This is a genomic window from Prevotella sp. ICM33 (assembly GCF_000517825.1).
GTDB classification, from domain to species: domain Bacteria; phylum Bacteroidota; class Bacteroidia; order Bacteroidales; family Bacteroidaceae; genus Prevotella; species Prevotella melaninogenica.
The window spans coordinates 20,505-34,361 of the sequence record NZ_JACD01000028.1 but is presented as its reverse complement, the minus strand read 5'-3'; the positions used below and the strand labels follow the sequence as shown (position 1 = coordinate 34,361).

Below are 13,857 nucleotides of genomic sequence, written 5' to 3'. Positions count from 1 at the left end.
GGTCCGTTTTAATAACTTTCATTGTGGTCTTTTAGTAAATATGGAATATTGATAGATGATGATTCATATACAAAAATACCTTTGTAAAGCGATTTGTTGTACGCTGAGTTTTGCGAATTACCTTTCAAGCAAAAATGTAATTGGGTTGGAACAAGACTTATGCTATTTATGATTTTGATATGAAACGGAGAGGTTTGCGTTTGGACTTAGTACTTCTTTTAATGAAGCGTTAAAGTATAATCAATATCTATTTGTTTACACTAATAAATTAAAGTAATGGGATTATATAGTATATCTGGGCTTCTGACTATATGTTTGTCTTGCTATCTCTTTTATTGCTTGAGGAATTCTCAAAGGAGAAATACTTTGATTTCTTCAGTTGCATATATTTCTTTATGTGTTATTTTTATCTTAGGTCTTGTAGGATTGTTTAATAAGGTCTTAGAGGGGACGAACTATATAATAGTGGGTATCATTATGATATGGTTATGTTCTAAGGCTCATAATTCTGGAGGAGGTGGCGAATATATGTATATAAGAGGGTGGATAGGTGCTATCATCTCATTGATATATGGAATTTTAAAGATTTTAAATTTGATATAAATGGGATGAATCTCATACCATCACTTTTACTATATCCAACCTTAAAGATAATCACACTATAGCGAAAAATGTTTACATTACTCCTCTATATACCTGTAGAAATCAGGTGAAAAAGTACTATTTCATTTGCCTTTGTAACTGTCTTGCTATTAAGATGTTACAAGATTGCATGAGAAAAGGTGCTTAATTGGCCTTCAAAAGGGCGTTAGTAAGACTTCAAAAGGGCACCTTTTGCAAGCTAAAAGGGCGTCTTTTCAAAGCCAATTAAGCCTTAATAAGAATTGGATTAGTGAAAAATGTTTACAAATCAGATTATTCTTTCTGCTGTAAAGGGTTCTACTTCTCTATTATATCAATAAAGAGCATTGTATGCTAAAACCTTTTCTTAGAATATTTATTATTCCTTAGACTTCTTCTCACGAGCAGTCTTAATCCTATCTTGAATCATCTGATAGTGTGAGATAGCATGTTTACGAGCATTGATAATCTGGAACCTATAGACAAAGCAGGTTGTCACAAAATATACAGCTGCTTGTATCCATAACGCACGAACTTCTGGCAATACATCATCAATGGTAGCACCCATAGAGGCTATTCGTAAATATCCACGAACGCCAAAGGTGGAAGGAACAAGCCAACTGACACCCTGCCAGCCACCAGGAATACTACTCTGTGGCCATGAAGCTCCTGTAAGGAAAAGGAAAGGGATAGAGGTAAAGACCACTAAAAGCATCACATTCTCACGATAACGCACAAGACACGAGATAGTCATACCGAAGAAGATAACTGCTAATAGATATGGCAACAGAAGCCAAAAGAGGTCAGCAGGATGGGCAAGCATAGTGAAGTTAAACAAATGGGGTACAACCATTGTTACGTATGCTGCCATAACACAATAAATCATGAAGTAGCAAGAGGATTTGCCAAGTACTATCTTCATAATTCCATTGTAGTGTTTACCGATAGGGACAAGGTCTTGGAAACGGTTGTTTTCACGTGCTGTACCTGCTGATAAGCCAATTCCGAGAAGTAATGTTTGCTGTAGAATAAGAATCAACACACCAGGAAGAATAGCATTACCATAACCTCCCGTTGTGTTAAAGATAGGCTCTGCATCTACTATCATTGGTTCGGTGCTGACCTCTTCATCTCTTTTTGTAAACGATAAGGAATGTTCTTTCTTTATGTCAGTACCCATTTCCATTGATACTGCCAATGCAGTCTGATAGATAGCCTTATAGGTAAGCATCAGACTCATATCACAATACACGCCCACATGAGCCTTTTCACCACGATGCAAAGTGCGATCAAAGTCACTTGGAAAGTAGAGTACACCATGTACAGCCTGTTTTCCTACCAATGCTTCAGCCTCCTGCAGGTTATTACAATAGTAGGCAGCACGTACATCAGGTGACGCATCAAAGTCTTGAATAAACTCACGTGAAGATGAAGAGTGAGATAAATCGACAATAGCGACAGGAACCTCACGCACCACCTCATTATTATATATCCATGAGTAAAGCAGTGGATAAGCCAAAGGTACAACAAGAAAGAATATTAATACTCCTTCGTCTTTAATCGTACTCTTCGTCTCCAACCACCATATATAACAAAGAGAAGACAGAAAACTCAGTGGTCCTGAGCTTGCTTTCTTTTTGTTAATAGACTTCGTTGTATTCTTTGTTTCTGACATAATTGACAGTTTGTTAAACCCTCTTCTTTGAGAGATTATTTAATCAGAGATGAGTAATACACATAAATATAACTATTTATGGAACTTTTCCTTTGATAAAATTCTGTACATAAACTCATCCTTTATGACCGTTAGTGGCTGACACTTGCATATCTTTAAGGTATATACACATATTCAACCATTGCTCGTTTAATATTTCTAATCACAAGGATTGGCAGTGAGGCAAAAGCTACCAGTGCTATGACATTCACCCATGCATTTATCAAAGGATAACCATTGAAGATACAGATTTGATAAATCATATAGTAATGGCGCAATGGTATGATCTGTGCCAAGGCTTCAATCATACCGTCCATAGCAAATAGTGGGAAGGTTGCACCACAGGCAGAGAAACCTACCACAGCCCAAAGAGAACATATACTCATTGACATTCGCAGAGAAGGCATCAATCCAAAGACAAAAACACCGAATCCCTGAGATGACAGTACAGTAAGTATGGCAAGGAAGATGAACATACCCAGCCCACCAGGGTGTGGAAAGTTTAGATAACCATAGACATACCATTCATATCCTAAGAATATGGTTAAGAAGATGAGTGTCTGTGGTAATAGTTTACCTGTAAGTGCTAAAAAAATATTATTTCCAGCCATAGACATCCACTCATTAGCTCTACCAAACTTTAACTCGGTACCGATAGAGTAGGCGGTAATGAGAAACATGAATAGCACCAGAATACCGGGAATCATAATACTACTTAAATAAACATTATAGTTCATCCAAGGATTACCAACCATGTGTACATCGAGACCTATTGGCTGAATGATTGTTTTAATCTCATCAGGCGTCTTTCCAAGCATCTGCAACTTAGCTGCACCAACAGCTGCAGAACTAAGAGTAGTTACAGTCTTGAGGTCTTTGAAAATCATACCTCCCGCAACGAGTGTCACATTACTATAATAGAAAGATACCTCTGGCTGCCGCTGAGAAACAAGCTTAGCCGTTGTTCCTTCTGGGATATAGAGGAAACCATATATCTCATTGCGCTGTATGGCTTTACGTGCTTCAGATACATTGTTGTAATGCCCTGCGACACGAGTACTTTGAAAACCATCCAACTGACGAATCATAGCACGTGTAACAGAAGTGTTATCGTTGTCGACAACACCACAAGGGAGTTTCTCTGGCTGCCCAGTACTCATCAGAGATGTAAAGAAAAAGATGATAACAAGAGGAAAAACCACCATACAACAGATGTAGATGGGGTTATGTATCATCAATCTAACTTCACGAGCAGAGAGATTAACAATCCTTCTTATGTATAAGAGTAACTTCTTCATTATGATTAAAAAGCCTCCTCAACTCCCTCTATAAAAGGATATTATGTGAGGAAAACTGCCTTTAAATGTCTTTGTTAGATGGTCTTTAAATAATGATTTCTTAATAGCTTATTAGTAAAGCAAGCCCCTCTGTCTTTAGTATTAAGCCTTAGCACCATTGGTGTTAGCCATCAGCACCACATGTGTTTACCATCAGCACATCTATGGAAGGTGCTAAGAGAGTTTTTTATTTTGCCATTATTCGATAACTGATTGTTACTTAAAAAACAACCAATTTTATCCCGTTAGGCAACTCCCCTCCTTTGGAGGGGCTGGGGGAGGTCCTACTTCTTTAGTATCAACGACATACCAGGCTTTAAACCTTCAACCTTCTTTGTTGGTTTTGCCTTAACTTGGAATGTCTTTAAATCATACTGTCCATTGGTCTTAGTAGCCTTCCACACAGCGTAAGAACCTTTATCCTTTAAGGAGGTTACACGCAGTTCAATATTCTTATCAAGAGCAGGAACAAAGGCTTTTAGAACTGTGCCAACCTTCATATCCTTGAGTTGATCCTCACGAACATTAAATGTTCCCCAAATATCATCAACCATTGAGATACTCATAATCGGACTACCTAAGCCGACAAGTTCGCCTACCTTTGGATAGATTGTTTCAACCTCTCCGTCTGCTGTTGCACGCTGTACGGTTTCTTTCAAGACTGAACGAACAACATCAACTGCAGAACGAGCAGCCTGCGCTTGCTTTCTTGCAGCCTCTTTAGTCTCACGCTGGGCACCATTCTTAGCAAGTTCCCACTGCGATTTAGCAACTTGTACACCAGCCTTTGTTGCTTCGTATGCTGCCATAGCCTCATCACGTTTCTGTGCACTCATCACTCCTTCGTCGTACAATCGTTGCATACGACCGTAGGTCTTTTCGGCAATATCATTTGCTGCAATAGCCTGCTGATAAATTTGATAAGCACTTTCTACAGTCTCACGACGTGTAGGACCTTCTGCCAAAGCACTCAAAGCATCTGTTGCACCAGCCGCAGCTTCAGCCACTTTCTCTTGTGTACTTGCTTCAGGGATAGCCAATGTAGCAAGGACGTCTCCCTTGTGAACAAAGTCGCCTTCTTTCACTTTTATATCTGTGATACGGCCTGGGAACTTACAAGCTACACGATATTCACTTACTTCTACTTCTCCTTGTATGGTTTCTTCTGTGCGGTCAATGGTGAAATAACCAATAACGGCCACGATAACTACTACAGAAACAAAGCCTATTACGGCTAAAAGTATGTTATTATGTTGTGATTTTGCTGACATATTTTTGAGGTTTGATTTTTATGTATTAAGTATTTTATTCTTGCAATATGAACCTTTAAGATATGAGTTGGTGGCTTTCTAATACTCCATGAAACGCAAGTCTCAAAGTTCAAACTTGTATTATAAACCGCCAAGAGCCTTTTGCAATCCTGTTTGTGCTAACTTTACGCTGATTTCTGCATCAATGATTGCCATGCGTGAAGTCTGCCAAGCAGTCTGAGCAGCCATAACTTCTGTAACCGTCATAACACCCTCTTTGAAGCCTACGTTAGCACAACGAAGGTTCTCTTCTGCAGCAGCCATATTCTTCTGAGAGGTAGCAAGTTGCTTGTTTGCATCTTTAAGACGGAGTCTGTTCTGCTCTATCTCCAAGTCAATCTTCTTACGTACGTCATCCATTTCTAACTGTGCTATAGTCGTAGCGGTCTTACTTGCGCGTACCTTATATTTGTTTTCTCCCCAATTCCATATTGGTACTTGAACTGTTATTCCAATGTTCCATAAGTCCGTAAAACGTTTCTGAAAACCATTAAAGAGATTCGGATTCGATACGGAATAGCCAGCAGTAAGAAGTACATGAGGCATATAAAGTGAACGAATAAGTTTGGTATTCTGTATGCTCAAATCAACAGCATTCTGTAAGAGACGTAGCTCTGGACGAGCTTCGTTAAGCCCTGTTGTATCTGAAGAAGAGACTGTATAGTTGTCAAACTGCGTTGATGGAGTAGGAGGGAGGTCGGCATCACCTTCATCAGACAGAGGTATATCACCATTCAAATCAAGACCACAAAGTTCACACAATGCCATCTTAGCCAATGATACACCACTTTGAATACGAGCAATTTGCATGTCAGCTGTATTAACAGCTACCTCAACCTTCAATCCATCAGCTCGAGTAGCTACACCCTCGCGTATCATCTTCTTAACATCCTCATTGAGCTTTTGAGCTAAATCACGATAGCGAATTGCTAACGCTTCTTTCTTCTTTAAGGATATAGCAAGCCAATACGCATTATCAACTCCATAGAGGACTAACTGTCGTTTAAGGCTGATATTGTTTTGTGCAATCTGCTCACCAATAGCTGCCATATCGTTAGCTGCTTTGATAGCACCTCCCATATAAATAGGTTGATTGACAACAATACCACCGGCATAGACGTTCTTTGTGTTTGAACGAAATGCGTCATTGATACTTTGTCCAATATTGTTTCCTACCTGAGTGAGTGGTGTCGCAACATTGCTAAAGAGCTGACCAAGTTGCTGAGCCATCTGTGGACTGAGGATACCTTGTTGTGCTAACGAGGTCAAGTTTTGTCCGATCTGACCACCTAACTGCCCAAAGGTATTTGTTCCAAGATTGCTAAATGCATTCTTCTGGTCGTCACTGAGGAGTGATATCTCTCGTGAAAAGTGTTGATAACCAGCAAGTGCGTCAACACGTGGCAGATACTTTGTCTTAGCTGCCTTACGTGTGTTTTCTGCCACATCTACTGTCATACGCGAAACCTTTAGCTGACGATTGTTTTGTAAAGCCAGCTCACGACACTTCTGCAGAGAGTACACCTCCTGTGCATGAATGCCCAAGGTGACACCCAATAACATTGCTATGGTGAATAACTTTTTCATTGTTAAATGCCTCTAAAAAATATCTTTTGCAAAAGTAGCTTTTTTATATTGATTAACAAGGAAAGGTAGGCTGATAATCATTAAAATACAAAAATATGCCTATTTTTAGGGAAATATAGAACAACTTTGGAAATAAATGTTTAACTTTGCAGGATAGGTTTGTATAAAATACAAGTACGAAAACATTTCATACAGTGAACAAAAACAATTTCTTTTATCGTGCGTTTGACCTCTATTATGACGGGTTTCGGCACATGACATTGGGTAAAACACTTTGGACAGTGATAATAGTTAAGTTGGCTATTATGTTCCTTGTGTTAAAGATTTTCTTCTTTCCAAACTTTCTAAAAGCGAATGCGGAAAAAGGAAAAGAGGGTGAATTCATTGAGCAACAACTGATGAAAAGATAACGAGCTTCAGTTATTATCATCAATTATAACCGATAGCAATATATTCAATTCATAACATTTTAATAAATAACAACAAACAATGGAAAACCTACTTTTAGCCATTGATCCTGGAACTGTTGACTGGTCACGTGCACAGTTTGCACTGACAGCCATCTATCACTGGCTTTTCGTTCCCTTGACACTGGGCTTAGCTGTCGTAATGGGAATCATGGAGACTTGTTATTATCGCACCCGAAAGGAGTTCTGGCGTACTGCAACTCGCTTCTGGCAGCGATTGTTTGGTATTAACTTTGCCATGGGTGTTGCTACTGGTATCATCCTTGAGTTCGAGTTTGGAACTAACTGGAGCAACTATTCTTGGTTCGTTGGTGACATCTTTGGTGCACCACTTGCCATCGAAGGAATCTTGGCTTTCTTTATGGAGTCAACATTTGTTGCAGTGATGTTCTTCGGTTGGAACAAGGTTTCAGCGGGCTTCCACCTCGCATCAACATGGCTCACTGGATTGGGAGCAACGCTCTCAGCATGGTGGATTCTCGTGGCTAATGCGTGGATGCAGTATCCTATCGGTTGTACATTCAACCCTGATACGATGCGTAATGAGATGACCTCATTCCTCGATGTTGCGCTGAGTCCATTTGCAATTGACAAGTTCACACATACCATTACTTCTTCTTGGATATTGGGCGCAGCATTCACAGTTGGTGTAAGTTGCTGGTATCTGCTTCGTAAGCGTCACATAGAGCTTGCAAAGGAGAGTATTAAGGTAGGTGCAGCTGTTGGTCTTGTAGCTTCTCTTTTAGCAGGTTCTACAGGTCATAACTCTGCTTATATGGTAGCGCAATCACAGCCAATGAAGCTTGCAGCCATGGAAGCTCTCTATGAAGGAGGTACTGATCAGAGTTTGACAGCAGTTGCTTGGGTGAACCCATTTGAGCAGCCTGATTACATGAACCAGTCTGAACCTCCTATGCGAATAGCTGTACCTAACATGCTTTCTATCCTTGCAACAAAGGATGCTCATGGTTATGTTCCTGGTGTAAAGGATATTATCCGTGGTTATAAGAAGGCTGACGGCACAATGGAACCATCGTTGAAGGAGAAGCAGGAACGTGGTCGTAATGCCATTCAAGCACTTAAAGACTATCGTGCAGGAAAGGACAAAGAGTCTAATCTCAAAGTTCTTGAAAAGGATATGAAGTACTTTGGCTATGGATATATTAAGGATGCTAAGCAGGTTGTACCATTCATTCCTGTTAACTTCTGGTCATTCCGCATTATGGTAGGCCTTGGATGTTTCTTCATCCTTATCTTTGCAGTGATATTGTTTATTGTTTACAAGAAAGATATTACTCGTCCACGTTGGTTACAGAGAGTAGGTATTGCACTCATCCCATTAGCTTTTATTGCAAGTGAGTGTGGATGGCTTGTTGCCGAATTTGGCCGCCAGCCATGGACAATCCAGGATATGCTTCCAACATGGGCAGCAGTGAGCGACCTCTCAAGTGGTGGTATCGCATTCACCTTCTTCCTCTTCCTTGTTCTCTTTACTGCAATGTTGACAGTTGAAGTTAGTATTATGTGTAAGCAAATTAAGAAAGGACCAGAACTATGACATACGATTTTCTGCAACACTACTGGTGGTTCATCATCTCACTTTTAGGTGCGCTACTTGTCTTCCTGCTGTTCGTGCAGGGTGCAAACTCAATGATTTTCCAATTAGGTAAGACAGAAGAAGAGCGCCGTATGCTCATTAATTCAACAGGTCGTAAGTGGGAGTTCACCTTTACAACACTCGTAACATTCGGTGGAGCATTCTTTGCTTCTTTCCCATTGTTCTATAGTACCAGTTTTGGTGGTGCTTATTGGGTGTGGGTATTGATTCTCTTCACATTTATCATTCAGGCTATTAGTTATGAATTCCAGAACAAGGCAGGTAACCTCTTTGGTGTTCGTACCTTCCAGACTGGATTGATTATTAATGGTATTCTTGGTCCATTGCTCTTAGGTGGAGCTGTTGCAACTTTCTTTACAGGTTCTAACTTCATCGTAGAGAAAGGTAACATTACTGACTTCACGCAGCCTGTTATCTCTCATTGGGCAAATGGTTCACGTGGACTTGACGTACTGCTCAATCCTTGGGTAGTTATCTTTGGTATTTCTGTTGTATTCCTTGCACGTATCCTCGGTACACTCTATATTAATAATAATGTGAACGATGACATTATCCGTGGACGTGTTCGCAAGCAGTTGCTCGTTAACACAGTTCTTTTCTTACTGTTCTTCTTGCCTTTCCTTATTGTAACATTGGTAGGTGAGGGCTATGCAGTAAATGAAGCTGGCGTTATCGTTATGGAACCAATGAAGTATCTGAATAACTTATTAGCAATGTGGCCATTAGCTATCATTCTGCTTGTAGGTGTTGTTCTCTTGCTTTTCGGAATCGTTAAGACTGTTCTTAAGCCAGAGTATGTACGTGGTATTTGGCCTGCAGGTATTGGTGTTGTATTTGTTGTTTTGGTTCTCTTCCTCATTGCAGGATGGAACAACACAGCTTACTATCCATCAACAGCCGACCAACAGAGCTCATTGACACTTCAGAACAGTTCTTCAAGTGAGTTCACATTGAAGGCTATGTTCTATGTTAGCTTCCTTGTTCCATTTGTTTTGGCATACATTGTTTATGCTTGGCGTGCAATTGACAAGAAGGCTATTGATCGTAAGGAAATTGCTGAGGATGACCACGCTTACTAAGTTTTAGTCTTCCTTTTCTATACAGATAAAAGCCTATGGGGGTGAGAGAAGTTTCTATTTATGAGCTTCTCTCACCCCTTTCTTCTTATAGAAAGAAGTACTAAACTTGGTTTTAAATTAGTTTGTTTATTAGACAACAACACTCACTTATTTATAAAAAAAGATATTTTTGCGATTGAAATATATTTACAAAAATCTCTATAAAAGGCACTTTTGAACTCAAGAAATGACCATTAAAAACCATAGTTGCAACTATCAGTTAATCAATAGATTACAAAGTCAGAAAACAAAAGGTGCTTAATTAACTTCTAACTAACGCCCTTTAAGGGTTCAATTAAGCCTTTGTTAGAGGTCAATTAAGCCTCAATTGAACCCTTATTGGGCGTCTTTTATTTTGTGTGTTTAGAATTATTTTTACAAAATAACGGTTTTATATCGTATTAATCAAAATGGAATTCAAAAAGTAAAGTTCAAATTTCGATTTATAGAATATGTTTTATATCTTTGCAGAAAATATGCTGCACTCGGCAAAGTGGAAGCAAGCTTCCTTTGCTCTCGTTTGCGTTATTTTTGCAGAAAATAGGTGTATGGATTTGAAGATAAAGATATTAGTTTTATTGATTACTCTATTTCTTTTTGGTGGTTGTTCTTCAGAAGTAAACTATAGTAGTCAAATAATAAACTATGATTTTCATCAATTAGATGGTGTCTTAATCTATAATAGAGATATTGACATGACCATTTTTGAGCTGTTTAGGGAAAAGAGGAGTGGTCTTGTATTTGTAGATAACCAGCTAAGAATAACTAAAAAGCCAAAGAACTATCCCTTACAGGATAACGAGATAATTAAGTTTCTCAAGGCTTATAAGAAATTAAATCTATCGTATTGTTGCATAGATAATGGGAAGATAATAAGAGTGATTTCTAATGGTATTGACTATATAAAAATAAATAAAGGCTATGATGATAAAAGATACCTTTTCGACGCGCATAAGCAAGAGTATGAATATATTGGCAATGATTGGTATGTAAGGAGGATGTAAATAACATAGACAAAAGAAAAATGAAACAGAGATTATTAATTTACACGGTATGGATTGCCATTTTCCTATGTATGTCTATCTTGATTCTTTTCATAACAGCCATAACACAAGGCTATTTTCCATATCTAAATTTGCTGATATACGTACCAATGATTATACTTTCATCTACCTCCTTTGCAGTCATATTTGAAGACAAATGGTGGGTAAGTCTAATTGAAGGTATGATTACAAGTCTGCCAGCTCTTTACTTATTCTATTTTATTTAGATACCGTTGATTGCAGAAAAATGAAAGATTATCATTTTTACTTTTCTTTATTACCTTCTACTTCACCAATTTTTCGTGAAGAATTGTCAGCTAACACGTCGTTGACTATGTTAGTAAGCTGCTCTTTTAACTCATTAATAAATTGAGAAGCATCATACTTCTTTGCTTCAATATCACGAAGTTTCTTCTCCCAGATACCCGTCAATTCGGCTGATGTAAGAAGTTTCTCGTGAATCGTATCAATCAGTGCAATACCAGTCTCAGTTGCTTCTATATTCTTTCTTTTACGACGAATATAATGGCGTTTAAAGAGTGTTTCAATAATTCCTGCACGTGATGAAGGGCGTCCGATACCATTCTCCTTCATAGCAGCACGCAGGGTTTCGTCCTCAACAAACTTACCAGCAGTTTCCATTGCACGAAGCAAAGAAGCCTCAGTGTAATGTTTTGGAGGGGTTGTTTGTTTTTCGGTAAGAGTAGGGGTGTGCGGTCCTGATTCCCCTTTCTTAAAGGTAGGAAGTAGAGGAGAGGTTGTATTGGTTCCTTCTTGGCTATCATCTGATGGAGTAGAGGAGGAGCCTGCAGAGGTATCAGTGCAAACTCTCCAACCCAAATCCAATATTTCTTTACCAGAAACCTTAAACTCTATCTCGTCAACATTACCTAATACTGTTGTCGTAGAGAACTTGCAATCGGGATAAAAAGCAGCGATAAAACGACGCGCAATGAGGTCGTACACCTTTTGTTCAGCATCTGTCAGTCCTTGTGGTAATACACCAGTTGGAATAATGGCATGGTGATCTGTCACCTTTGAGGAATCAAAGACACGTTTTGTCTTAGGCAATGGCTTGCCACCCAACGTCTTCACAATATCGGCATAAGGTTTTTTACCCGCAAATGTAGTCTGAAAGAGTCCGTTCATTATCTGCGGACACTTCGGATAGATATCATCAGAGAGGAACTGTGTGTCAACACGTGGATAAGTTGTAAGCTTACGTTCGTAGAGAGTTTGAATCGTATTGAGTGTCATCTCAGCAGAGAATCCAAACTTACGATTACAATCTACCTGCAGAGAGGTGAGATCATAAAGCTGTTTTGGCTGTTCTGCCCCTTTCTTTTTTGCTACACTTGTAATTGTAAAAGGCTTTCCTTCAATCGTTGAGAAGGCTTTTTCGCCTTCTTCTTTAGAGGTGAATTTACCCTTTGTTGCCGTAAACTGCGTTTCACGATAAACTGTAGCTAATACCCAATAAGGCTCTGGCTTAAAGTTATCTATCTCTTTCTGTCGCTGTACGATGAGTGCCAAGGTTGGTGTCTGTACTCGACCAATTGACAGAACCTGACCTCTGCCATAACTATTGTTGCCATACTTTAATGTATAAAGGCGGGTAGCATTCATTCCTAACAGCCAGTCACCAATCGCACGAGACAATCCTGCGAGGTAAAGTGGCTGAAACTGCTCTTGTTCCTTTAAGTTGGCAAACCCCTCGCGAATAGCTTCATCCGTCATCGAAGATATCCAAAGACGCTTCACAGGACACTTTACACCTGCTTTTTGCATTACCCACCGCTGAATTAATTCACCTTCCTGACCAGCGTCACCACAGTTGATAATCATCTCAGCCGACTGGTAAAGCTGCTCAATAACAGCAAACTGCTTTTTGATACCTTCGTCTTCAATGAGCTTAATACCAAAGCGTGGAGGTATCATTGGCAATGCAGCGAGACTCCAATATTTCCAGTTCGTAAAATAATCATTAGGTTCCTTCAACTCACAAAGGTGGCCGAAGGTCCATGTTACTTGGTAATTATTGCCCTCCATATAGCCGTTACAAGCCTTGTTGGCACCAAGGATTCGAGCTATATCTTTAGCAACACTGGGTTTCTCTGCAATGCAAACTATCATACAATTTCTTCTTAGTTTTAAGCCATTTTACCTTTGCAAAGGTAAGAAAAATATTCTTTGTTAAGGATTAAACTTATTTTATTACCTGTCTTTTTTGTGATTTTCCTATGCAATCTAAGTAATTTTATCTAAATTTGTAGCATAGAAACGAACAAGAAAAGATAAAATTATGAGAGTTGGTCTCTTTATTCCATGTTACGTCGATGCACTTTATCCACAAGTAGGCGTAGCAACTTATAAGCTTTTGAAAAAGCTAAAAATAGATGTTGTCTATCCCGAACATCAGACTTGTTGTGGTCAGCCAATGGCAAATGGTGGCTTTCAGCGTATGTCTGATCACCTTGCTGGACGTTTTGAGGATAAGTTTAAAGACTTCGATTATATCGTAACACCGAGTGTATCTTGTGCTGCTTTTGTGCGGGTTAATTACCCACAAATACTCGATCATGAGTGTCAGACACCTAAGAAAACAATGGAGTTGGTAGAATTCTTACATGATGTTCTGAAGGTAAAGGAACTTCCTGGAAGTTTTCCTCATGTCGTGTCTGTTCATAACTCTTGTCATGGTGTACGTGAATTAACGCTTAGTACACCTTCTGAATTGCAAGAGAAACCTGTAAATAAGATAGTTGAATTATTGAAACTCAAGGAAGGTATCACGGTTAAAGAACCTGATCGCAAGGATGAATGTTGCGGTTTTGGTGGTATGTTTGCTATTGAAGAACCTTATGTTAGCACTGCCATGGGTAATGATAAAGTGAAACGTCATATGGATACGGGAGCTGAGTTTATTACTGGTTCGGATAGTTCATGCTTAATGCACATGCAGGGTGTAGCAGGAAAGAACCACTATCCTATCAAGTTCATGCATGTAGCTGAGATTTTAGCTGCAGGTTTATAATATTTATA

General features: G+C 39.2%; 10 protein-coding genes. 5 read left to right on the top strand and 5 right to left on the bottom strand.

Annotation, left to right across the window (positions count from 1 at the left end):
- Positions 1–1,000 precede the first annotated feature (1,000 nt).
- From HMPREF1505_RS04160 to HMPREF1505_RS04145, 4 genes are all read right to left on the bottom strand, one after another.
- Complete coding sequence (locus HMPREF1505_RS04160; RefSeq protein ID WP_051412310.1) at positions 1,001–2,296, bottom strand: ABC transporter permease; 1,296 nt, start codon at positions 2,294–2,296, stop codon at positions 1,001–1,003.
- A 155-nt stretch (positions 2,297–2,451) separates the two neighbouring features.
- Positions 2,452–3,633 (bottom strand): ABC transporter permease, encoded by a 1,182-nt coding sequence (locus HMPREF1505_RS04155; protein ID WP_036922977.1) that lies wholly within the window; start codon positions 3,631–3,633, stop codon positions 2,452–2,454.
- Positions 3,634–3,956: 323 nt separating this feature from the next.
- Complete coding sequence (locus HMPREF1505_RS04150) at positions 3,957–4,943, bottom strand: HlyD family secretion protein (RefSeq protein ID WP_013264712.1); 987 nt, start codon at positions 4,941–4,943, stop codon at positions 3,957–3,959.
- Positions 4,944–5,063: 120 nt separating this feature from the next.
- Entirely contained in the window at positions 5,064–6,569 is a 1,506-nt protein-coding gene (locus HMPREF1505_RS04145) for a TolC family protein (protein WP_036922974.1), read from the bottom strand.
- A gap of 194 nt (positions 6,570–6,763) precedes the next feature.
- Between HMPREF1505_RS04145 and HMPREF1505_RS04140 the strand changes: the two genes are divergently transcribed.
- From HMPREF1505_RS04140 to HMPREF1505_RS04125, 4 genes are all read left to right on the top strand, one after another.
- A complete protein-coding gene (locus tag HMPREF1505_RS04140; protein WP_004361154.1) occupies positions 6,764–6,979 on the top strand; it encodes a DUF4492 domain-containing protein in 216 nt (71 codons plus the stop codon).
- Positions 6,980–7,058: 79 nt separating this feature from the next.
- Entirely contained in the window at positions 7,059–8,594 is a 1,536-nt protein-coding gene (locus HMPREF1505_RS04135; RefSeq protein WP_013264766.1) for a cytochrome ubiquinol oxidase subunit I, read from the top strand.
- Positions 8,591–9,733, top strand: coding sequence for a cytochrome d ubiquinol oxidase subunit II (locus HMPREF1505_RS04130; protein ID WP_036922970.1), 1,143 nt, complete (start codon positions 8,591–8,593; stop codon positions 9,731–9,733). Before HMPREF1505_RS04135 ends, HMPREF1505_RS04130 begins: the two co-directional genes overlap by 4 nt.
- Before the next feature lie 587 nt (positions 9,734–10,320).
- Positions 10,321–10,776, top strand: a complete 456-nt coding sequence (locus HMPREF1505_RS04125; protein ID WP_036923010.1) for a hypothetical protein — start codon at positions 10,321–10,323, stop codon at positions 10,774–10,776.
- Positions 10,777–11,079: 303 nt separating this feature from the next.
- Here the strand turns inward: HMPREF1505_RS04125 and HMPREF1505_RS04115 are convergent, their stop codons facing one another.
- Positions 11,080–12,948: a DNA topoisomerase 3 gene (locus tag HMPREF1505_RS04115; protein WP_036922967.1), complete on the bottom strand. Its 1,869-nt coding sequence runs from the start codon at positions 12,946–12,948 to the stop codon at positions 11,080–11,082.
- Positions 12,949–13,117: 169 nt separating this feature from the next.
- On the opposite strand from HMPREF1505_RS04115, the gene HMPREF1505_RS04110 reads away from it, so the two are divergent.
- Complete coding sequence (locus tag HMPREF1505_RS04110) at positions 13,118–13,849, top strand: (Fe-S)-binding protein (RefSeq protein ID WP_036922964.1); 732 nt, start codon at positions 13,118–13,120, stop codon at positions 13,847–13,849.
- Positions 13,850–13,857: the final 8 nt, after the last annotated feature.